This is a genomic window from Methanoculleus sp. DTU007, assembly GCF_001512385.1.
Classification (GTDB): domain Archaea; phylum Halobacteriota; class Methanomicrobia; order Methanomicrobiales; family Methanoculleaceae; genus Methanoculleus; species Methanoculleus thermophilus.
On the sequence record NZ_LFRO01000033.1, the window covers coordinates 26,694 to 46,691 of the forward strand.

Consider the following 19,998-nt stretch of genomic DNA (forward strand, 5'->3'; position numbering starts at 1 on the left):
GATCTCTGCCGCCCTGATCATCATCGGGAACAGTGTGCATAATACCGGGGAATCAAATACATTATCTCTGATGAGGCAGAATACCATAAAGAAAAGTGGAGTGTTGGTGTTCCTGTGGTGAAGGATTGCTCCACCGATACGGTAGCACAGGCCGTCAGAGAGTATGAGGGCGTTATCCGGAAGAAAGTTATTGGAGACGTGATTCGTTCCCTCCGTATAGAGAGCCCCGATGTCGTCGCCTCGTTTGGTGAGGATGCTGCAGTTATCAGGCATAATACAGATGATGCACTGCTGCTTGCGGCTGACGGCATCTGGAGCAAACTCATGGAAGCGGACCCTCTCTGGGCTGGGTATTGTGCCGTGCTCGTGAACGTTCACGATATCGCTGCCATGGGAGGGAGGCCTGTTGCGATAGTCGATATCCTCTCAGTCACGAACGACCGGATCCGCGATGAGGTGACCCGGGGTATGGTCACGGCATCGGCGCAGTTCGGCGTTCCGATCGTGGGTGGGCATCTGCACCCCGATACACCATACAACGTTGTGGACGTGGCGATCCTCGGAACAGCCAGGATGGATCAGATCATCTTCTCGAATACAGCGGAGGAGGGCGACCGGGTGATCGCGGCGATAGACCTCGATGGCCGGATACACCCTTCATGCTGCTACAATTGGGATTCGGTCACGATGAAGTCCGCAGAAGTGGTCCGCGCCCAGATCCGGCTGATGGAGGATCTCGGGAGAGAGCATCTGGTGACGGCCGGAAAAGACATCAGCAACCCTGGTGTCATCGGGACACTCGGTATGCTCCTTGAGGTAAGCGAAAAGGGTGCAGTGATTGACCTGGAGGCGATACCCCGACCGGATCTCGCCGCGCTCAAGCTGCCCTTCGAGCAGTGGGTGCGCATGTACCCGGGTATGGGGTTCATCCTGACCGCGAAGGAGGAGAATGTGGAGGAGGTTTGCCATCGGTTTGCCGACGTCGGCATCACTGCGGCCCCAATCGGGAAGGTCGACGGAAGCCGAAGACTGGCTGTCAGGTACCTGGGCCGTGAGACACAGGTCTTTGATCTGGACCAGGAGGGTATCATGCGGATCTTCTCCGAAGGTGGAGCATGCCGGTAACGGTTGGGCTTGGAGCGGCATCCCCCACAGAGAGCATCCTTTCAACTGTCAGGGCGGTCGGTCATGAGGTCGACCTCGTTCTTTTTTCCCAGCCGGGGACTGCTGGCTCGTTCGGAGATGCTGTGAAGGTCATCGAGGCGGAGCAACCAGAGGAGGCCCTTGTTGCGGCTCTCACCGACGGCAGGATTGACGCCGCCGTCAGGGGCACGCTGCCTGCGTCCTCCACCCTGAAGGCTCTCAAACGAGTCGCAGGCGTCGATCAACTGGAGCGGATTGCCCTTCTTGAGACCGCCGACGGGCGCCTCTTTCTCCTCGCCCCGGTCGGAGTCGACGAGGGCTGGACCGTCACAGAGAAGATGCGGTTCGTAGAGCGTGGCCGTCTTATTGCCCGAAATTTCGGTCTCCCGGAGAAGGTGGCGGTCCTCTCGGGCGGAAGGCTCGGAGATGTCGGGCGGCATCCGACCGTCGACCGGAGCATGGCGGATGCTGAACTTGTCGCTCGCCTGACCGGTGCGGAGCATGCCGAGATCCTGATCGAGGATGTGGTGGGGCGGTATGGGATGATTCTCGCTCCCGATGGGATATCGGGGAACCTGATCTTTCGCACGCTCACGTTCCTCGGAGCGGGGACGGGGCATGGTGCACCGGTGGTAAATATCGATGATATTTTCGTAGATACGTCGCGCGCCTCAGCAAATTATACCAATGCAGTAATGCTCGCAAAATCTTTGGCGGAATTTAAGAAATCGTAGATATTCGTTTATTTTGCTAAAGGAGGCTGTATCCACATTTATTTGAATTGCCTCAATTATCTGCCGGGTATCAAGATGCACTCCCCATATGTAATTCCGATAGGAAAGAGGAACGCAAATTTTTGAGATAATCCCGAAACGTTTAAATATTAACTCGTACACCTCTTTTTAGAGGTGAATTTGACTATGGCAGATCTACCTATTGCTGCGGTTGTACGTATCGCAAAGAAGAATGGTGCTGAGAGAGTAGGCAGCGATGCTGCTGCTGCGCTGGTTACCAAGGCTGAGGCGTATATCGCTGAGCTGACCAAGGAAGCCAACAGGCTTGCCCAGCACGCCGGACGCAAGACGATCAAGGCAGAAGACGTCGAGCTTGCGGTTAAATCCGCGTAACTCGATCATCCCTCTTTATGGGGGTTGATCAAACCCCCTTCTCTGGTCTCTCTATTCTGTGGGTTTTTGCTGGGGTGCACTGGATCGTGGGGACTTATGCACCTGCGGTGCTCGAACTTCCGCCTGCACCTTTGGTTCACGCGTCGTTTGTTGCCATAGGGGGCTTGGCTCGTCTCTTCCAATGTCAGACGTGCGACCGCCACCAGGATGCCACACAAAGCCATCTCCTGGCGATTCTAGCCGGGCTATAGTTGAGGGATGGTAATTAACGATCCCGTCGTGACAGGTGCCCTATGAGCCGCTACGTCGCTCTGATGCCAATGGCTGCCGTATGCTCCCGGGAGACCCCGAAAAATAGTTGGTATGCTTGATGCTTGTTTAAAGTGTCCCTTTGGTGCTCGGGACGTCGCTTATCAAGGGATCGATCGCCACGGCCGCCCGTAATGCACGTCCAAACGCCTTGAATGCCGCCTCGCAGATGTGGTGATCGTTCCTGCCCGTGACCGTGATGTGCGCGGTGATCCCGGCGTGGTTACAGAGACTGTAGAAGAAATGCTCGATAAGGTCGCCGGGGATGCCGCCCGGGCCCACCGGCGAGAACGTTCCTTCGAAGACGAGGTATCCCCGCCCGCCTACATCGAGTGCCACCCGGGCGAGCGCCTCGTCCATCGGGACGGCGGCATCGGCAAACCGGGTGATCCCGCGTCCATCTCCGACCGCTTCGGCAAGTGCCATTCCAAGGACAATCCCGATATCCTCAATAGTGTGGTGGGCATCCACCGCAAGGTCCCCGATCGCCCGGATGCTGAGATCCATTCTGCCGTGCCGGGCAAAAGAGTTCAGCATGTGGTCAAAGAACGGTATCCCCGTCTCGATCGTCCCCGCTCCGGAGCCATCGAGGTCGAGAGAGAGGCTGATATCGGTCTCCTTCGTGGTCCGGTGGACCTCACTTATCCTCATCTGCTGCCTCCAGAAGTTCTGATAGTCGCACTTTACCGGCATAGAGGGCCGAGCCGATGACTGCACCTGCCGCCCCGATCGCGCGGAGCGCACGGACATCCGCCGGACTCGATATCCCGCCCGAGACGACGACCGGGACCTTTGTTCTCGCAAGGAGGTCCGCCACCGGGGCAACCGCGATTCCTCCCTGAAGCCCCTCCACGTCCACATTTGTGTAGAGGAGCGCTCCGGCGCCGAGGTTCTCGAACCGCTCAGCCCACGCTAGGTAACTGCCAGCCGGGCGTTTCCAGCCCTCGATCATCACCTCACCCCCCCGGGCGTCAATCCCGGCCATGATCCGTTCGCTGCCGAACTCTTCGGCGAGCGTACGGATCGTCTCCGGCTCCCGGACAGCCAGCGTTGAGAGGATGACCCGGTCGACGCCGGTATCAAGCCATCCGGCGGCGTCCTCGACGCTCCTGATACCGCCCCCGAGTTCGACGAAGGCGCTGGTCTCTCTAATAAAGGATCGGATCAGGTCGGCGTTCTTCTGCGCCTGGCCGAAAGCGCCATCAAGATTGACGATATGGATGCCGTCCGCGCCCTCGTCGAGCCACCGGTATGCCCAGGCGGCCGGTTCCCCGTATACCGTCGCTGCCTCCGGCCGCCCCTGCACGAGCTGGACGCATCGCCCATCCAGGATATCGACTGCGGGATAGATCTCCATGCTCTCAGCGTATGATCCGTTCAATGGGCATGACTAATATGTCTTTTGCGCCCGCACGCTTCAACTGGTTGATCAGCTGATATACCCGCTCCTCTTTGACGACGGCGTGAACTGCGACCAGGTTCTCGTCGGATGCAACGTCCATCACCGTAGGGCCGGAGAGGCCGGGCAGCACCTCTCTAACGTCCGCAAGAGCGCTTCTATGGACGTTCATCATCAGATAACACTGACCCTTCGCCCTGATGACGCTCTCGAGAGCAAGAACGATCTCGTCGATCTTCTCCCTCTTTTCTGCAAGCGATATGGGGTTTGCAATCAGGATCGTCGTGGAGGTAAGAATCTCCTCAATGACTCGAAGATGGTTCGTCCGAAGCGTCGTCCCTGAGGAGGAGAGATCGACGATGGCGTCGGCGATTCCTAGATGCGGCGTCGCTTCGCATGCCCCCCCGACCGTCACGATCGTTACATCAATCCCGTGCTCCGCAAAGAACGAGCGCGTGATCCCCGGAAACTCGGTCGCCACCTTCGCTCCCGCAAGGTCGGCGACGGTCTCGATCCTGGACTCTTCCGGCACCGCGACGACGAGGGTTGCCCTGCCGGTCTGCAGGTCGAGCACCTGCTCGACTACTGAGCCCCGTTCCATGACCATATCCCTCCCGGTAATGCCGATATCGGCAACACCGTTTGCCACGTACTCCGGTATATCGATCGGCCGGGCAAAGAGGATCTCAACGTTCGGGTCACGAGTCCGTGTGATGAGTCTTCGCTCCCCTCCGTCAACCAGATGGAGACCGCTCTTCTCGATCAACTCGTTGATGGGCTGGGCGATTCTTCCCTTGTTAGGGATGACGAGACGAACAAGAGCGGGCCCTGGTTTAGGCCTTTGGGATGATGGGTCACTCATGGATTGTGAACTCCAAAAAGTTAGAAAGTATTAGAAGGTGGAGAGTTCTCCCTTGATAACCTTCTCGGTGATGGTTGTGGTCCTCTCCAGCCACTCATCGATGATACCCTCAACATCGGGCTTGATGGACTCGATCTTCACGCCGGGCTTTGTGAGAATCTGAGCGCTTGCTACGTGCGGCTGGTCGATCGGGTAGCCGATCTGTGAGAGGAGCCGGATATATATCTCCTCGATGCCGTCGATCTCAGCTACACAGTCCTGTGCAATCTGCGTTGCGAGAAGATTGTAGATCTTGCCGATGTGGTTGATCGGGTTCTTTCCGCTCGTTGCCTCCATGCTCATGGGGCGGTTTGGTGTGATCAGTCCGTTTGCGCGGTTGCCGCGGCCAACCGATCCATCGTCGCCCATCTCGGCGGAAGTGCCCGAGACTGTAAGGAAAACACTGCCGTTCTCGAGGTCGTCAGCGGTGTTGATGGCGACGTTGACGGATCTCTTGGTAAACTGCTGAGCGATATTGGCTATCTGCTCGGTAAAGATGTTCTTTTGCTCGATGTACTCCGTGAGGCTTGAGCAGTAGCGGTCTACAAATGCCATCGCGATCGTGAGGGTGATTGAATCGCCGTCACGCAGGCACATGATCTTGCAGTCCTGGCCGATGACCGGGTATCTTGGGCGGAGTGTTTCGTCGATGTACGCGGCTACTCCCCGAACGATGCTCTCCGCCTCGCTAAACGGCGCATATCCAACACCGAAGGAGGTGTCGTTCGCCCGCGGTACCTTTCCCTCGCAGGTCCTAAAGACGTCCTGCAGGTCGGTCGACCCCTTACCCATCCGGCAGTCGACGATGACGTCGCGGTTCATATTGATGGTTGGGAGGATCTTCTGGATGTAGTCGCGTGCCGCCTCGACGGCGATCGCGTCCGCGGGGATGTTTGCGCCGTTGAAGGTCTTGGTCGCCCGACCAGATATGAGGAAGTAGATCGGCCTTGTGATCAGGCCTCCGCCAAACTTCGGGAGCGACTCGCCTGCCACGACTTCGCCCTGATCGGTGTTGTGGTGCAGGACGCTGCCGCATTCCTCCAGGTATGCCTTGCTGAGCGCCCGGCTGATCGACTCTGCAATGCCGTCCGCAAGGCTATCGGGGTGTCCAAGGCACTTCCTCTCCACGAGTTCAATTTGCTGCTTCTCGATCGGGATCTGGTCAAGCCCTTCAACGCAGATGTTTCTGGTCATCAAATCCACCGTAGTTCTAAAGTATTATATATGGAATGACTGCAATTCATATAACCATTTCTAACCATTGCTCCGAACCCTGATGTCGGAACGGATGACTATCTTGCAGGAGCCGTCTCTAAAGACACGCACCATGCCTCCGCTCTCCGAGACCGTGATGCCGACGGCCGGGATCTCGTGCGTGATTGATGCGGTTGCGCGGTGCCGCCCCCCAAGACCACTCGGAAGGGAGATCCCCCGCCCGGTGACGTCGAGATAGCGTCCTGCCGCCCGCACCTCGCCGTTTTTGTCGATGACGAAGACACCGTCGAGTTGGGCAAATTCCTTGATGCTCTCCCAGTTGTTCCTGTTCTTGATGTCCCGGAGGGCTGCGGGCTGCCCCTGGTAAGGATTGAGGATCGCCTGGTGCGAGTGCTTGAAGATCTCTTCGGGGTCACCTATGATGAACGCGGTCCCGATCGACCGTCCTTCACGGCCTTCGACCGCGATCTCGAGGGCCAGTGTGAGGGCTGCGTGGAGGACGTCGCGTGGGACGATATCGGTGAAGTCCTTGAGGCTGATGAAGTTCTTTCCTTCTTCTATATCGTAGATGATGATAGCATAGGGAAAAGCACCGACGACAAGGCCGCTCTCCAGGTTTCTTCGGAGATAGAGGTGGACTGCGGCATCGAGCATATGCCGCTCGCTCACCTCCAGGATGTCGTGCATGGTAAGGTCCTTTAGGACGTCGAGCTGGAGTTCCTGCACCTGGATGATCGGGATCTCGGGCGTTTCCGCAAGGACCGGGATCGGCTCGATGAATGAGACGACCGCCCGCGCGCCAATCTTTACCGCCACATCACAGGCGGTTGCAAGCATCAGATCGCCATTCATAACATCTCACGGATAAGGCCTGGTATCTCTGAGGGCCGGGATGCGACCGGGACACCGAGAGCCGAGAGCCGCCGCACCTTGGAGCGCGCGTCGCCCTCACCCCCTTCGATGATCGCCCCCGCATGGCCCATCCTCTTCTCTGGAGGAGCGCTCACACCGGCGATATAAGCGACGACCGGGAGATCGGTCGACCGGACACCTTCCTCCTCCAGGTTGCCTCCCACCTCGCCGATGACGACGACGGCTTTGGTCTGCGGGTCCTCCTCAAACCGTGCGAGGACGTCCACAAACGTCTGGCCGATCACCGGATCGCCCCCGATCCCGACGACCGTGCTCTGGCCGATACCGGCGCGGGTGAGTTCGTCGACGACCTCGTAGGTGAGGGTGCCGCTCCGGGAGACGACACCGACACTTCCCCGGGTGGCAAGATGGGCAGGCATGATCCCGAGTTTACACTCCCCCGGCGAGAGGAGGCCCGGGCAGTTCGGGCCGATGACCGTGCAGTCGTGGAGTTTTGCGTAGGCGAGGGCCTTCATCGTGTCGTGGACCGGGATATGTTCGGTGATGACGACGGCTAGTTCAATCCCCGCGTGTGCCGCCTCCATGATCGCGTCGCATGCGGCGGGCGCCGGAACGAAGATGACGCTTGCGGTCGCGTCGTGCTCGGCGAGCGCCTCCTTTACCGTGTTGTAGACCGGGGCGCCGTGGACCTCCCGACCGGCCTTGCCGGGCGCAACCCCCGCAACGACTCCCCGTCCGCCGACCTCGCGGGCATAGGCGTTCATCAGTTCCGTGTGGAACGTGCCCTGTTTGCCGGTGATGTTCTGAACGATCACCCCGAGATTCTTGTCCCCGTAGATCATTGTGTGGCCTCCATCGCTGCCTTTACGGCTGCATCCATGCTCTCAAGCATCCGGTAGCCGCATTCCGCGAGCAACTTCCGGCCTTCCTCCTCGTTCGTCCCGGCCATTCGGACTATGACCGGTGGTGCGACGCCGGCGGCGATGATGCCTCTCGCCACCTCGTCACACCGGGTGATGCCACCAAGGAGGTTGACCACGATCACCTTCACCTTCGGCATGCTCGCGACGAGCCGGACGGCATGCATCACACGCTCCTGGTCGGCACCGCCGCCGACGTCGAGGAAGTTCGCCGCCCGGCCGTGGTAGTACTCGATGAGGTCGAGCGTCGACATCGTGAGTCCGGCACCGTTCCCGATGACCCCGATGGTCCCGTCGAGTTCCACGTAGGAGAAGCCGTGCTGCTCGGCCTCACGTTCGCGCTCGGAGAGGTCGCGGTTGATCTCAATCCCCTGGCGGGCAAGGGCGTTGTCGTCGATGATCAACTTCGCGTCTGCCGCATAGACTCCCCGCGGTGTCGTCACGAGCGGATTTATCTCTGCGAGCATGGCGTCTTTCTCCTGGAATACATGATAGAGGCTGTTTATGACGGGGGCGAGTTCCTTAGGGGCGCCACCAAGGAGTTCTCGCATGAGAAACGCAGGGATATCGTGGAGGAGTGGGGATACGACGATCTTCCTCACGGCGGACTCGTCTGCCAGCGCCATATTCTCGATCTCCACACCGCCGGCATCGGCAAAGAGGACCACCGGTTGTTTGCTCGACCGGTCGATGGCAATGCTGACGTAATACTCGTGCTCGATGGGGAGCCGCTCCTCGAGAAGGATCTCCCTGACCGGAACTCCTTTGATCGTTCGCGAGAAGAGTTCCCGGGCGGTCTCGACCGCAGTCGTGCGATCGGCCATCAGGACTCCACCGGCCTTCCCCCGCCCGCCGACGTCCACCTGTGCCTTCAGCACCACGCCGTCGCCGAACTCCGGCAGATGTTTCGTGATCTCTTCCGCCGTCCGAATGAGAATTCCCTTCGGGACTGGCACCCCATACTTAGAAAAGATAGATTTTGCCTCGTACTCCAGCATCTTCATGATCTACACGCTCGCTCTCCAAGTTCAAATCCTCGTTTCAGTGCTTTTACGTTCAACTCCTCGGTGCCTTTCGGGACGCTGTCAAGGACCGCACGTTCGATTGCTTCTCTGCTTACGACTCCGGTTGCCGCCACGAGGGCCCCGATCATGACGATATTCGCCACGATCTCACGACCGAGATTCATCTTTGCCTCAGTCGTTGCCGGGATCTCATAGTAACGGGAGGCCGGGCGGGACCGGACCAGGTCCGAATCGAGGAGCATGACGGAATCCTTGCCTGCCCGAACCCCGTACTTCTCAAACCCCTGCTGGGACATGATGACGTAGATATCGGGGTCCGTCACCTCTGGATAGAGGATCGGGTCGTCGTCGATCACCACCTGCCCCATCGAGGCCCCGCCCCGGGCCTCCGGGCCGTAGACCTGCGTCTGGACAGCATACTTGTTGTCGTAGAGCGCCGCCGCCCGCCCGAGAATGACTGCTGAGAGGATGATCCCCTGACCGCCATATCCCGAGAACCTTACTTCGTGCCTCACGGTTTCACCCCCATCGCCGGCCGCTTCCGTCGGACCAGTTCTCCCACGGTGAAGGTCCCGTCCGGGATCGGCTTACCCTCTGCAACCAGTCGGTTGTACTTCTGGACAAGCATCGCGTGGCTCCGGAGGTACTCTATCATATCCGAGACCCGCCGGAGTTTGTTGTGACGGCCGTAGTTCGTCGGGCACTGGGTCCGTACCTCGATGAACGAAAGCCCCGGGGTCTGCATCCCGGTGGCGATGGCCTTTGTGAGTTCCTTGACGTGATAGGACGTCCAGCGGGCGACGTAGTTTGCGCCGGCGGCGACGGCAAGTTCAGCAAGGTCAAAGGCCGGCTCACTCATACCGTAGGGCGTCGTTGTTGAGTATGCTCCCCTTGGGGTCGTCGGGCTCCCCTGTCCGCCGGTCATGCCGTAGATGTGGTTGTTCATGCAGACCACTGTCATGTCCACGTTCCGGCGGCAGGCGTGGATGAAGTGGTTCCCGCCGATGGCGGCAAGATCTCCGTCTCCTGTGAAGACGACGACGTTTAAGTCCGGCTTTGCCATCTTCACCCCGGTGGCGAATGCGAGCGCCCGCCCGTGGGTGGTGTGGAGCGAGTCGGAGAGGATGTAGCCGGGAGCACGGGATGAGCATCCAATCCCGGAGATGAAGATCGTCTCGTCGCGCTTCCATCCCATCTCCTCCACTGCGGCAAGAGTGCAGTTGATGACCGTTCCGTTGCCGCATCCGGTGCAGTAGATGTGGGGGAGGCGGTCAGCTCTCAACCACTCTGGCGCGATCATCGGTGCACCTCCAGTGCCCGGACGAGTTCGGCAGGGGTGTGCAGTTCGCCGCCGATCTTCGGTAGGGAGATGACCGGCTGGTCTACGTGGCGCTGGACCTCCCGCACCATCTGGCCCATGTTCAGCTCCGGCATCAGGAAGACCTTGGCGTTAGGGAATCTCTGGAGAGCCTGCTCCGGGAACGGCCAGACAACCCGAAGCCGCAGGTGGCCGATTGAGTCGTCCTGGCGGTCGCGCATCACCTGCTCGACCGTCCGAGACGGGGGACCGTAGGTGACAAAGACCGTCTCTGCATCGGGGTTTGTTACCTCGTAGTCGGCAATCTCGTGGCGTGCCGACTCGACCTTGGCAACCAGCCGACGGACGAGGCGGTCGTGAGCACCTGGGTCGGTCGTGTCCGGGTAGCCCCGCTCATCGTGGGTGAGGCCGGTCACGTGGATGGCTCGACCCGACCCGAAGGGTGCGAACCCCGGGATTCCGTCATCGTCTGCTTCGTATGGGAGGCAGCCCTCTGCGAGCGGGCGACGGGGAGCGATCTCGACCGAATCGCGAAGGGTCACCCTCTCTCGCATATGGCCGACAATCTCGTCGGACATCAGGAAGGTGGGAACTCTGAACCGGTCGGCAAGGTCGAATGCCTTCACGGTCAGGTCAAACATCTCCTGCACGGAGTTCGGGGTGAGTGCAATGGTGCTGTAGTCGCCGTGTGAACCGAACCGGCACTGGAGCATATCCCCCTGCGCCGCCCGCGTCGGCTGGCCGGTGCTCGGTCCGCCCCGCTGAACGTTGACGATGACGCACGGCGTCTCGGTCATGACGGCGTAACCGATATTCTCCATCATCAGCGAGAACCCGGGACCGCTTGTCGCGGTCATGGCGCGAACACCCGTCCAGGCGGCGCCGATCACCGCGGCGATGCTTGCGATCTCATCCTCCATGGAGATGAAGACGCCGTTGACCTTGGGGAGTCGCCGTGCCATCATCTCGGCTATCTCGGTCGACGGCGTGATCGGGTAGCCGCCAAAGAACCGGCACCCGGCGGCGAGTGCACCTTCAGCGCAGGCGGCGTTCCCCTGCATGAACTCCGTCCTGCTCAAAACTCCACCTCCACGCGGTGCGGTTCAAACGGCTTCTCCTCGACCCAGGAGATTGCCTGGTCGGGACAGATCATGTGGCAGACGCCGCAGAGCATCCGTCCGTAGAGGGCCTGCAACCTGCAGTTCGTGCACCGTTCGGGTCGGTCGAGGACCGGGGTGACGATCCCCCGGCTGTTGAGTTCCTTTCCCTCCCGAAAGATCTTGTAGGGGCAGACCAGAACGCAGAGGTTGCATCCTTTACAGCGGCTTTCATCGATGACGAGTTTCATGAGACGGTATCCTATTTGATATTGAATTGCTGGTGAAATTGTGTTTTCGCTTTCTCATGTACGGTGTGGAAGAGGTCGCCGCCGTGGGCATCGATCCCGACCGTCAGCGGCAGGCGATCGGCTTTGAGGACCCAGACCGCCTCGGCCATCCCGAGGTCTTCGAAATAGACGCCGGATAGGCTCATCCGGGCGGCAGCGAGCGCGGCGCATCCTCCCGTGAGCGCGAGGTAGACGGCGCGCCCCCGGAGTTGCTCGACCACCTCTGGGCCCATTCCCCCTTTGCCGATGAGGGCCCGGACACCAGCATCGATGAGGAACCCCGTGAGCGCGTTCATCCGTGCGGACGTCGTGGGCCCGGCAACGACGAGGCGATCGCCCTGCACCACCGGGCCGCAGTGATAGATTGCGGCGCCCTCTGGATCGAAGGGTATTCCTTCCTTTATCATACGGAGGTGTGCCTCGTCCCGGGCGGTGTAGATCGTCCCCGAGAGGGTGACCTGATCGCCGGCCCGGAGCGAGAGGATTTCGTCGCCGAGCGGTGTTGTAAGGTCTATCATCGTTCCACCTCCACGGTCGCCCGTCGGCAGGCCCAGCACTGCACGTTCACCGCCACCGGAAGGGAGGCGGTGTGGCAATCGGCCCGTTTCACCTTCACCGCGAGCGCTGTCGTATCCCCACCGAGTCCCATCGGGCCGATCCCGAGGGCGTTCACCGCGTCGCAGAGTTCCTGCTCGTAGTCGTCCATGACGTCGATCGGGAGGAGCAGGGCCTCCTTTGCGAGCGCTGCAGCCAGATCGAACGTCCCGCCGATCCCGACGCCGAGGATCACAGGGGGGCAGGGCCGCCCACCTGCAAGGAGCACCGTCTCCGCGACGAATCGCTTGATCTCCGCCACCTGCGAGGGGAGGAGCATCCCGATCCTTGAGACGTTCTCGGATCCCGCGCCCTTCGGGAGGACCGTTACCGTGAACCGATCACCGGGTGCCACGTGGATTGCCGGCATCCCCGCGCCGGTGTTGTCGTTGGTGTTCTCCCGGGAGAGGGGATCGACGACGTTCGGACGGAGCGGAACTGTGGCTGTCGCCCGGCGCACCCCCTCCCGGACCCCCTGATAGAGATCCGGAGAGAGCGGGATGTCGGGTGGCAGGGTGAGATAGACCACCGGCACACCGGTATCCTGGCATATAGGCACCTGCCGTTCCTCTGCAAGTGCGATATTCTCCAGAATATTGGCCAACTCTTGCCGTGCGACCTCGTTCCTCTCGGCTTCTGCGGCCTTTCTCAGCGCCGCGAGAACATCGGGGGGGAGCCGGATCTCTGCCTCCCGCAATGCTCTCTCTGTAGCGTCTGCCAGTGCTCCTGCAAGCCGCGCAGTTTCCGGATGCATCATGTAATACTGGTGGGAAGAGACTATAAATACCTGTATTCCTGCAGGTATGCACTCGGGGATTGGGTTTCAAAAAAAGGACGAGAACGGCTGTGGTTTTATGCAGTCACAGTCCGCTCTTCGACGATCCTTGCGGGAGTCGGGATCTTATATATGCCACGTTTGAGGGAGATCTTTGCCTTCTCTGCATACTGTGGGGTTGTCCAGACCGTGAAGACCTTCTGGCCCCTCTCAACCCGTGCTGCGGTGCCGACGGCCTTCCCGAAGGCGAGACGCATGCCTTCCGAGACACGGTCAGCACCTGCGCCGGTTGCCAGCTTGTTCTCACGGAGAACATGGTGCGGGTAGGTCCGGATCTTGAGGTGATAGTTTGCCCTCCCGACTTCCTTCATGAGCTGCCTGTTGATACTGGTACGGGCAGCTTCAAGAGCCGTGTGGCGTATCTGGCAGGCCTCGTCGACGACGACGGAGAGCTCGACCGGGAAGTCCTGGCTGAGGTTGCCCATATCGAACTGCACGACCTTGCTGCCCGGTACGCCGCCCATATATTCTCTGCGTGTATATGCTTTCTTTGCGAGGTTCCTGTACATCTTCGCTGGTTTTCTTACCATGGTTAAAAACTCCTGCCGATCTATAGGTGCTTTATAAAATGGGGATTTCCTCTAATAAACCTTACTGGCCGTTTTCAGTCTCGTCGATCATTCTGAGTACCCGTCGCCGGACCTCTGCAAACTCGGCGTTGGTGCGATCTCGTGGCCGTGACCAGGGTATCTCCATGACCTCCCGAACCGTTCCGGGCCGGGGCGAGAGGACGACGATCCGGTCGGATAGGTAGACCGCCTCGTCGACACTGTGCGTGACAAAGATGATTGTCTTCTTCGTCTGCTCCCAGAGGGAGAGGAGTTCTTTCTGCATCCTGTTGCGTGTCTGGGCGTCCAGCGCCCCGAATGGCTCATCCATGAGGAGGACGTCGGGGTCGTTTGCGAGCGCTCTTGCGATCGCCACCCGTTGCCGCATCCCGCCGGAGAGTTCATAGGGGTAAGCGTTCCGGAACTGGGCAAGACCGACCATCTCGATGTAGTGTTCCGCAATTCTATGGCGCTCTTCCTTTGCGATGCCCTTCATCTCAAGGCCGAAGGCGACGTTATCGATCACCTTTCGCCAGGGAAAGAGGGAGTACTCCTGAAAGACCATCCCCCGCTTTGGGTCCGGGCCGATGACCGGATGACCGTCAACGGTCACGCTCCCGGAGGTTGCCGTCTCAAGCCCGGCGATGATCCGCAGAAGCGTAGTCTTTCCGCATCCCGAGGGGCCGACCAGACAGACGAACTCTTTGTCGCGGATCTCGAGGTTTACGCCGGATAGTGCCTGCGTCGCTGTGCCGTCTTCCTTCGGGAATGCCTTGTTGACGTCCTTTATACTTACCGCGCCCATTCTAGGCCACCTCCCCGGCATGCCAGCGCAGGAGCCGCTGGTCTACGTAGTTTCTAAAGATCCGGTCGATGACAAGGCCTATGATGCCGAGGATCAGCATGTACGCGACGACTTCGGACATCTGGTGGAGGTAGTAGTTATGCCAGAGCTGGTAGCCGAGACCATACGCGGAGACGCCGAACATCTCGGCGGCGACAAGACACATCCACCCGACGCCCATGGCGGTTCTGATGCCGGAGACGATAGCCGGGATGGCGGCGGGAAGGGCAACATGACGGATCAGTTCTAGTGAAGTGTCGCACCCGAGCACCTTGCCCGCCTCGACGTAGACCTTCGGGACGCTCCGGAACGCGGAGTACGTCGCGATCAAGATCGGGAAGAACGCTCCGGCAAAGATGACGAATCCTGCTGCCTGGGTGGTGAGCCCGAACCAGATGATGGCGAACGGGATCCAGGCGAGCGGTGGGATTGGGCGGAGGATCTCGATGATCGGGTCGAGCAGGAAGTCCGCCACTCTGAACCATCCCATCAGGATCCCGATCGGGATGCCGAGGAGGAGCGCCGCAATAAGTCCGATCCCAAAGTGCTCAAGACTTGCCGTGATATCGGCAAGAAGGGTTCCGGACTCGAAGAGGTCAACGAACGCGATGGCGACGTCGGTGACGCTCGGGAGGATGAAGGATCGGCCGACGACGTATTCAGCGACGATCTGCCAGATCACTGCAGCCACAACGAGCGCTGTAATGCCGAGTACTCGTTTCTTTGTTTTAAGGTTCATGTCTCTGTTCCATTGCCTGATTTTTCCTGTCGGAAGGTGTGGTATGGGCCGCATCTCTCCGGGAGTTTCTCCCTTATTTCATCAGCATCTCGCTAAAAGATACTTTTGGCGGTAAAAATGAGTGGGGTTTAGGAGTTACGCCTGAGCCTTCTCGTAGAATGAGAGATCGAAGAGGTCATCCTGTGTCAGGGGTTTGTTGATGTAGCCAAGTTCATACTGGAGGTTCGTGTACTCGACGACCGACTCAGTAATGACGTTCGGATCAGCGGTCCAGGTGCCGTCCCATTCCTCAAAGGATGCCTTCACGGTCTCGACGTTCTGACCGGTCTTGTTCGAGTAGAGGGCTGCGGCCTCGTCCTGGTGCTCAAAATTGTACTCCGTCGCCCTGATGTGCGTCTTCACGATCTGCTCGACGAGCTCAGGGTGCTCGCGGATCAGAGAACCGCTCGCCACGAGGACACAGCAGGCGTGGTCTTTCATCATCTCGCCCGAGTGCACGACGGTCCTTCCCACGCCTTCCGCTGCGATGATGGATGGGGACGGGTGGGGAAGGAAGACGCCGTCGACCTGGCCTGCGGAGATTGCGGTGGTTGCGGCGCCGGGGTCCATGGGGACGATGTTGACGCTTGCCGGGTCGACGCCGTTCTCCTCAAGCCAGGTCCGGAGGATGGTGTCCTGGATGGTTCCCGGCGGGAAGGTGGCTATCTTCTTGCCGACGAGATCTGCAGGGCTCGAGTAGGACACATCGTTCCTGAGCACGAGGTCGGACCCTTGGGTCTGCACCGCTGCAATGATCTTGGCATCAAGTCCGCTGCTCACGGCTGCGATGAACGGGGCGGAGCCGACGTAGGCGATATCAAGGTCGCCGGCAAGCATCGCCTGCATCTCGGGCGCACCGGTCCCGAACTGGTAGTCGGTCACCTGCGTGATACCGTAGGGCGCGAGGTCTTCCTGCCACCATCCCTTCTCCATCGCGGTGGTGTGGGCGACCTGGTGGGTGCTTGGCTGGTAGCCGATGCGCAGGTGCGTTACATCGCTGGTTCCGGTGCACCCGGCAGCAAACGTGAACGCCGCGACCAGGGCCACGGCCAGGAGAATTGCGGTTACTGCTCTCATGAGTCTCCACCTAAAAGTAACTGTATATGGCCTAATCTTCACGCTATGGGTATATAGTATTGTCGAAAATTGACAATATTATTATACCATAGTTGAAAATCCTGCAATTTATTTTTCCTTATGTTGACAATTTGTGTGGTAGAAATCGGTCGGGAGGTATGCTTGCGTATGGCTGGCTGCCGGCGTGGGCCGGGAACTGGTGGGAAAAACCCGATACACTGGACCGTGGGGGCATCACAATATAGGGGGGAGGGGACAGGGGAGGGGGGATGCTCCCCCCCGTCAGCCCCACCCCCAAGCGTGATGTCCCCACGGAATCCGTGTCAGGTGGAGCCATATAGGTATCAGCACGTTTCAAGTTGTCCTGAACGGATGGCGGTTTTCGAGTGCGACGGTCGAAGGACCGGAGTTCGAGCACCGGGGGTGCGAGTTGCGATAGTCCGAAGGACCGGAGCTTAAGCACCACCAGATGAAAAACCGGTGAAAACCCCTGTATGGGTCTCGCATTATCGAAATGCGGCCGGCTGAAACGATTCAACGCTTGAGAGATGCCATCAGGTTCGCAGCCACGGGACTGCGCACCCCCGGATGAGGACCTGCCCCTCCTCCACTCGCCCCCCTTCCTCACCCCGTGCGTGGTTTTAATCTCTTCTCCGGCCAAACGGTACAGACAGGATTGTTGATAGAATGCGTTCGGATCAGATTCGGCAGGGCCGTCTCTCCGGCGAGCGTTCGGGCGATATCGAGCACTTCCTTGCATCGATGGAGGCCGACCGCTGGATTGCAGAGGCGGATCTCCTCGTGGATATGGCTCACCTCCTCGGGCTTCGCCGGCAGGGGATCATCGACGAGGCTCCGGCCCGGGCGCTGATGGCGGCGCTCCTCGATCTTCACGATCATGGTATCCCAAAGGAGGCGTTCGACGAGAAGTTCGAGGACGTCCACGCGGGCAAGGAGGCCTACCTCATCGACCGAGTCGGGGAGGATTATGGCGGCCGCCTCCACATGGGGAGGTCGCGGAACGACGAAGTCGCTACCTGCATACGGATTCGGTTGAAACAGGAGATCATCGCCCTCGTGCGGTCGCTCACCGAACTCCGGCGGACCCTGCTCGACGTTGCCGCCGCCCATATCGAGACGGTGATGCCGGGCTTCACCCACCTCCAGCACGCCCAGCCCACGACACTGGCGCACTACCTTCTCGCCTACGAGCAGGCTTTCTCGCGAGATACGGCCCGGCTCCGGGAGGCATACGCCCGGTTGGATGTATCGCCGCTCGGCTCCGCGGCCTTTGCCTCGACCGGATTTCCGCTCGACCGCGCCTACACCGCGAGGCTCCTCGGCTTCTCCCGCCCGGCGCCAAACAGCATGGATGCGGTTGCCACTCGTGACTTTGCGATCGAGGTGCTCTCCGATGCCGCCATCTGCATGACGACGGCGAGCCGCCTCTGTGAGGAGCTTGTCCTCTGGAGCACTGCATTCGTCGGGTTCGTCCAGCTCGACGACGTCTACTGCTCCTCCTCCTCGATCATGCCCCAGAAGAAGAACCCGGATGTGGCGGAGATCATGCGGGCGAAGGCCGGGACGGTTGCCGGTGAGCTTGCCGCGGCGATCACGATCACAAAGGGTCTCCCCATGAGTTACAACCGCGACCTCCAGGAACTGACCCCGCACCTCTGGCGGGGAGTGGAGGCCGCCCGGCAGAGCATCCCGCTCCTCTCTGGTATGATCGGGTCTGCGACCTTCAATGTGGAGCGGATGGCGGCCGAGGCGGGAAGAGGCTTTTCTACCGCAACGGATCTCGCGGATCTTCTCGTCCGTGAGTATGGACTGCCCTTCCGCACCGCCCACCGGATCGTAGGGCGGGCGGTCAGGTATGGCTCGCTCGATCTGGCCACGCTCGATGCCGCCGCCCGGGAGGCTGCCGGCATCTCGGTCGTGGAGCTGGGGGTGACCGAGGAGAAGATCACCACGGTGCTCGACCCACGCCATGCCGTCGCGCTGCGCAGCATCACCGGCGGTCCGGCGCCCGCAGCGGTCGCGGTGCAACTCTCCGAGCAGAAAGACCTTCTTGCCCGCGACGCGGCATGGGTGGAGGAGACCGACGCGGCGTTATCAAACGCCTTTAGAGACCTGATCCTTGAATCACGGAGGTTTGCAGCATAATGGAGACGCTTCTGACTGGAGACCTGGTGCGCTACGCGAAGGGTGCGGTCACGATCACCGGGACCTACATTGCCGAACGAGATGGAATGGCCGTCATCAAACTGAAGAGCGGCTACAATATTGGAGTATCCCCCGAAAAACTAGAACTGATCGAACGACCCGCTCCGCAACCGCCGGCAGGCGCCGGGGTGGTCATCCAGAACCCGGGCCTTCCGGAGCTCGCCATCATCTCCACCGGCGGGACGATCGCAAGCAGGGTGGACTACCGGACCGGGGCGGTGATGAGCCAGTTCTCGGCAAACGATATCCTGCGGGCGATCCCGGAACTCGGCGATCTTGCCCGCTATCGCGATCGCCAGATTGCAAACATCCTCTCCGAGAACATGCGCCCCGCCCTCTGGCAGGATCTTGCCCGGGCAATCTATGAGGAGATCCGGGCCGGCGCCGCCGGGGTGATCGTCACTCACGGTACCGATACCATGACCTACTCGGCCGCAGCGGTCAGGTTCATGCTCAAGACTCCGGTGCCGATCGTCTTTGTCGGGTCGCAGCGGTCCGCCGACCGCCCGAGTTCCGACAACGCCATGAACGCCCTCTGCAGCGCTGCGGTCGCTACCGGCGACCTCGGTGAAGTGGCGGTGGTGATGCACGCAACGACGAGCGATGACCGCTGCGCCGTCCATCGGGCGACGCGGGTAAGAAAGATGCACACCTCCCGGCGCGACGCCTTCCTGAGCATCGGGATGGAGCCGCTTGGCTACGTCGACTACCCGTCCCTCTCAGTCACCCTCTCGGACGAGGCGGTCCGGCGGGGTGCAGAAAACCTCGAGATCCACGATGCGCTCGAGGAGCGCTGCGCTCTCCTCCACTTCTATCCCGGAATGCCTCCTGCGGTCCTTGATGCCTTTGAGGGCTATGCGGGACTGGTCATATCGGGGACCGGGCTAGGACATGTTTCGACAGAGTGGATTGCCCCGCTCCAGGAGATGATCGATGGCGGGACGACCGTCGTCATGACCTCCCAGTGCCTGCACGGCCGGGTCTGCGACCGTGTCTACAACACAGGCAGAGACCTTCTTGCCATCGGCGTCGTTGAGGGGGAGGATATGCTCCCTGAAGCGGCGCTCGTGAAACTGATGTGGGTGCTCGGGAATGAGAACGATCCTGAGAAGGCACGTCTGCTCATGCAGACCGATCTTGCGGGTGAGATCCGGCGGAGGTCGCTATAATGGACTACAAAGAACTCGGGCTCAAGGCCGGTATCGAGATCCACCAGCAACTCGATACGGCCGAGAAACTCTTCTGCCGCTGCCCCACGTGTCTGCGGGATATTGACGAGCGGACCGGGGAGTTCTACCGTTACCTCCGGGCGACGGAGAGCGAACTTGGAGAGATCGACCAGGCGGCACGTGAGGAGATGCGGCTTGTGCGGAAGTTCTGCTACTACACCTACGATACAGTCTGCCTGGTGGAGCACGACGAGGAGCCCCCGGCCCCGATGAACCCCGAGGCGCTCGAGATCTGTCTTACAATAGCAAA

At 60.2% G+C, this 19,998-nt stretch carries 22 protein-coding genes and 1 pseudogene; 6 read left to right on the forward strand and 17 right to left on the reverse strand.

The genetic code is table 11. From position 1 onward, the window contains the following. Positions 1–114 precede the first annotated feature (114 nt). The 3 genes from ACI94_RS03730 to ACI94_RS03740 all read left to right on the forward strand — a co-directional run bounded on the left by ACI94_RS03730 (position 115) and on the right by ACI94_RS03740 (position 2,270). Positions 115–1,125, forward strand: a complete 1,011-nt coding sequence (locus ACI94_RS03730; protein WP_286681104.1) for a methanogenesis marker 2 protein — start codon at positions 115–117, stop codon at positions 1,123–1,125. Continuing rightward, positions 1,116–1,877: a methanogenesis marker protein Mmp4/MtxX gene (gene mtxX, locus ACI94_RS03735; protein WP_066955064.1), complete on the forward strand. Its 762-nt coding sequence runs from the start codon at positions 1,116–1,118 to the stop codon at positions 1,875–1,877. The genes ACI94_RS03730 and mtxX overlap by 10 nt, the downstream gene beginning before the upstream one ends. A 186-nt stretch (positions 1,878–2,063) precedes the next feature. After that, the gene (locus ACI94_RS03740) at positions 2,064–2,270 is read left to right on the forward strand and encodes a histone family protein (protein ID WP_066955067.1); all 207 of its coding nucleotides are present in this window, start codon (positions 2,064–2,066) and stop codon (positions 2,268–2,270) included. Between the two features lie 378 nt (positions 2,271–2,648). Here ACI94_RS03740 and hisB read toward each other — a convergent pair whose 3' ends face one another. The 17 genes from hisB to ACI94_RS03825 all read right to left on the reverse strand — a co-directional run bounded on the left by hisB (position 2,649) and on the right by ACI94_RS03825 (position 16,293). Next, complete coding sequence (gene hisB, locus ACI94_RS03745; RefSeq protein WP_066955070.1) at positions 2,649–3,230, reverse strand: imidazoleglycerol-phosphate dehydratase HisB; 582 nt, start codon at positions 3,228–3,230, stop codon at positions 2,649–2,651. Then, the gene (hisA, locus tag ACI94_RS03750) at positions 3,217–3,936 is read right to left on the reverse strand and encodes a 1-(5-phosphoribosyl)-5-[(5-phosphoribosylamino)methylideneamino]imidazole-4-carboxamide isomerase (protein WP_066955073.1); all 720 of its coding nucleotides are present in this window, start codon (positions 3,934–3,936) and stop codon (positions 3,217–3,219) included. Before hisA ends, hisB begins: the two co-directional genes overlap by 14 nt. A 4-nt stretch (positions 3,937–3,940) precedes the next feature. Beyond that, on the reverse strand, positions 3,941–4,840 hold the full coding sequence (hisG, locus tag ACI94_RS03755) for an ATP phosphoribosyltransferase (RefSeq protein WP_066955075.1): 900 nt from the start codon (positions 4,838–4,840) through the stop codon (positions 3,941–3,943). 30 nt (positions 4,841–4,870) lie between these two features. After that, complete coding sequence (locus ACI94_RS03760; RefSeq protein WP_066955078.1) at positions 4,871–6,073, reverse strand: methionine adenosyltransferase; 1,203 nt, start codon at positions 6,071–6,073, stop codon at positions 4,871–4,873. 60 nt (positions 6,074–6,133) lie between these two features. Next, on the reverse strand, positions 6,134–6,946 hold the full coding sequence (locus ACI94_RS03765) for a diadenylate cyclase (protein ID WP_066955081.1): 813 nt from the start codon (positions 6,944–6,946) through the stop codon (positions 6,134–6,136). Continuing rightward, positions 6,943–7,809, reverse strand: coding sequence for a succinate--CoA ligase subunit alpha (sucD, locus tag ACI94_RS03770; RefSeq protein WP_066955084.1), 867 nt, complete (start codon positions 7,807–7,809; stop codon positions 6,943–6,945). The genes ACI94_RS03765 and sucD overlap by 4 nt, the downstream gene beginning before the upstream one ends. Beyond that, positions 7,806–8,891: a succinate--CoA ligase subunit beta gene (locus ACI94_RS03775; RefSeq protein ID WP_066955087.1), complete on the reverse strand. Its 1,086-nt coding sequence runs from the start codon at positions 8,889–8,891 to the stop codon at positions 7,806–7,808. The genes sucD and ACI94_RS03775 overlap by 4 nt, the downstream gene beginning before the upstream one ends. Then, positions 8,888–9,427 carry a 2-oxoacid:ferredoxin oxidoreductase subunit gamma gene (locus ACI94_RS03780; protein WP_066955089.1) on the reverse strand — a complete coding sequence of 180 codons (540 nt, stop codon included), beginning with the start codon at positions 9,425–9,427 and terminating at the stop codon, positions 8,888–8,890. The genes ACI94_RS03775 and ACI94_RS03780 overlap by 4 nt, the downstream gene beginning before the upstream one ends. Further along, entirely contained in the window at positions 9,424–10,212 is a 789-nt protein-coding gene (locus ACI94_RS03785) for a thiamine pyrophosphate-dependent enzyme (RefSeq protein ID WP_066955092.1), read from the reverse strand. The genes ACI94_RS03780 and ACI94_RS03785 overlap by 4 nt, the downstream gene beginning before the upstream one ends. After that, positions 10,209–11,309: a 2-oxoacid:acceptor oxidoreductase subunit alpha gene (locus tag ACI94_RS03790; RefSeq protein WP_066955096.1), complete on the reverse strand. Its 1,101-nt coding sequence runs from the start codon at positions 11,307–11,309 to the stop codon at positions 10,209–10,211. The genes ACI94_RS03785 and ACI94_RS03790 overlap by 4 nt, the downstream gene beginning before the upstream one ends. Continuing rightward, positions 11,306–11,578 (reverse strand): ferredoxin family protein, encoded by a 273-nt coding sequence (locus tag ACI94_RS03795; protein ID WP_066955099.1) that lies wholly within the window; start codon positions 11,576–11,578, stop codon positions 11,306–11,308. Before ACI94_RS03795 ends, ACI94_RS03790 begins: the two co-directional genes overlap by 4 nt. Positions 11,579–11,589: 11 nt before the next feature. Further along, positions 11,590–12,135, reverse strand: coding sequence for a FumA C-terminus/TtdB family hydratase beta subunit (locus tag ACI94_RS03800; RefSeq protein ID WP_066955102.1), 546 nt, complete (start codon positions 12,133–12,135; stop codon positions 11,590–11,592). Beyond that, a complete protein-coding gene (locus ACI94_RS03805; RefSeq protein WP_083524729.1) occupies positions 12,132–12,968 on the reverse strand; it encodes a fumarate hydratase in 837 nt (278 codons plus the stop codon). Before ACI94_RS03805 ends, ACI94_RS03800 begins: the two co-directional genes overlap by 4 nt. Before the next feature lie 95 nt (positions 12,969–13,063). After that, the gene (locus tag ACI94_RS03810; RefSeq protein WP_273259143.1) at positions 13,064–13,576 is read right to left on the reverse strand and encodes a 50S ribosomal protein L16; all 513 of its coding nucleotides are present in this window, start codon (positions 13,574–13,576) and stop codon (positions 13,064–13,066) included. A gap of 61 nt (positions 13,577–13,637) precedes the next feature. Further along, entirely contained in the window at positions 13,638–14,399 is a 762-nt protein-coding gene (locus ACI94_RS03815) for an ABC transporter ATP-binding protein (RefSeq protein WP_066955108.1), read from the reverse strand. 1 nt (position 14,400) lies between these two features. Next, positions 14,401–15,177, reverse strand: coding sequence for an ABC transporter permease (locus ACI94_RS03820; protein WP_066955111.1), 777 nt, complete (start codon positions 15,175–15,177; stop codon positions 14,401–14,403). A 135-nt stretch (positions 15,178–15,312) separates the two neighbouring features. After that, the gene (locus ACI94_RS03825) at positions 15,313–16,293 is read right to left on the reverse strand and encodes an ABC transporter substrate-binding protein (RefSeq protein ID WP_066955114.1); all 981 of its coding nucleotides are present in this window, start codon (positions 16,291–16,293) and stop codon (positions 15,313–15,315) included. Between the two features lie 687 nt (positions 16,294–16,980). On the opposite strand from ACI94_RS03825, the gene argH reads away from it, so the two are divergent. The 3 genes and pseudogenes from argH to ACI94_RS03840 form a co-directional block, all read left to right on the forward strand. Beyond that, complete coding sequence (argH, locus tag ACI94_RS03830; RefSeq protein WP_273259149.1) at positions 16,981–18,459, forward strand: argininosuccinate lyase; 1,479 nt, start codon at positions 16,981–16,983, stop codon at positions 18,457–18,459. Beyond that, positions 18,459–19,688, forward strand: coding sequence for a Glu-tRNA(Gln) amidotransferase subunit GatD (gene gatD / locus ACI94_RS03835; RefSeq protein WP_066955120.1), 1,230 nt, complete (start codon positions 18,459–18,461; stop codon positions 19,686–19,688). Before argH ends, gatD begins: the two co-directional genes overlap by 1 nt. Further along, positions 19,688–19,998, forward strand: a pseudogene (locus ACI94_RS03840) (Glu-tRNA(Gln) amidotransferase GatDE subunit E); the annotation flags it as partial. The gene gatD and the pseudogene ACI94_RS03840, both read left to right, overlap by 1 nt.

What these genes read in the sequence shown, in the direction of transcription:
- mtxX (WP_066955064.1), top strand. Translation starts at nt 1,116, where the DNA reads ATGCCGGTAACGGTTGGGCTTGGAGCGGCATCCCCCACAGAGAGCATC.
- ACI94_RS03740 (WP_066955067.1), top strand. Translation starts at nt 2,064, where the DNA reads ATGGCAGATCTACCTATTGCTGCGGTTGTACGTATCGCAAAGAAGAAT.
- hisB (WP_066955070.1), bottom strand. Translation starts at nt 3,230, where the DNA reads ATGAGGATAAGTGAGGTCCACCGGACCACGAAGGAGACCGATATCAGC.
- hisA (WP_066955073.1), bottom strand. Translation starts at nt 3,936, where the DNA reads ATGGAGATCTATCCCGCAGTCGATATCCTGGATGGGCGATGCGTCCAG.
- hisG (WP_066955075.1), bottom strand. Translation starts at nt 4,840, where the DNA reads ATGAGTGACCCATCATCCCAAAGGCCTAAACCAGGGCCCGCTCTTGTT.
- ACI94_RS03760 (WP_066955078.1), bottom strand. Translation starts at nt 6,073, where the DNA reads ATGACCAGAAACATCTGCGTTGAAGGGCTTGACCAGATCCCGATCGAG.
- ACI94_RS03765 (WP_066955081.1), bottom strand. Translation starts at nt 6,946, where the DNA reads ATGAATGGCGATCTGATGCTTGCAACCGCCTGTGATGTGGCGGTAAAG.
- sucD (WP_066955084.1), bottom strand. Translation starts at nt 7,809, where the DNA reads ATGATCTACGGGGACAAGAATCTCGGGGTGATCGTTCAGAACATCACC.
- ACI94_RS03775 (WP_066955087.1), bottom strand. Translation starts at nt 8,891, where the DNA reads ATGAAGATGCTGGAGTACGAGGCAAAATCTATCTTTTCTAAGTATGGG.
- ACI94_RS03785 (WP_066955092.1), bottom strand. Translation starts at nt 10,212, where the DNA reads ATGATCGCGCCAGAGTGGTTGAGAGCTGACCGCCTCCCCCACATCTAC.
- ACI94_RS03795 (WP_066955099.1), bottom strand. Translation starts at nt 11,578, where the DNA reads ATGAAACTCGTCATCGATGAAAGCCGCTGTAAAGGATGCAACCTCTGC.
- ACI94_RS03800 (WP_066955102.1), bottom strand. Translation starts at nt 12,135, where the DNA reads ATGATAGACCTTACAACACCGCTCGGCGACGAAATCCTCTCGCTCCGG.
- ACI94_RS03805 (WP_083524729.1), bottom strand. Translation starts at nt 12,968, where the DNA reads ATGATGCATCCGGAAACTGCGCGGCTTGCAGGAGCACTGGCAGACGCT.
- ACI94_RS03810 (WP_273259143.1), bottom strand. Translation starts at nt 13,576, where the DNA reads ATGGTAAGAAAACCAGCGAAGATGTACAGGAACCTCGCAAAGAAAGCA.
- ACI94_RS03815 (WP_066955108.1), bottom strand. Translation starts at nt 14,399, where the DNA reads ATGGGCGCGGTAAGTATAAAGGACGTCAACAAGGCATTCCCGAAGGAA.
- ACI94_RS03820 (WP_066955111.1), bottom strand. Translation starts at nt 15,177, where the DNA reads ATGAACCTTAAAACAAAGAAACGAGTACTCGGCATTACAGCGCTCGTT.
- ACI94_RS03825 (WP_066955114.1), bottom strand. Translation starts at nt 16,293, where the DNA reads ATGAGAGCAGTAACCGCAATTCTCCTGGCCGTGGCCCTGGTCGCGGCG.
- argH (WP_273259149.1), top strand. Translation starts at nt 16,981, where the DNA reads ATGCGTTCGGATCAGATTCGGCAGGGCCGTCTCTCCGGCGAGCGTTCG.
- gatD (WP_066955120.1), top strand. Translation starts at nt 18,459, where the DNA reads ATGGAGACGCTTCTGACTGGAGACCTGGTGCGCTACGCGAAGGGTGCG.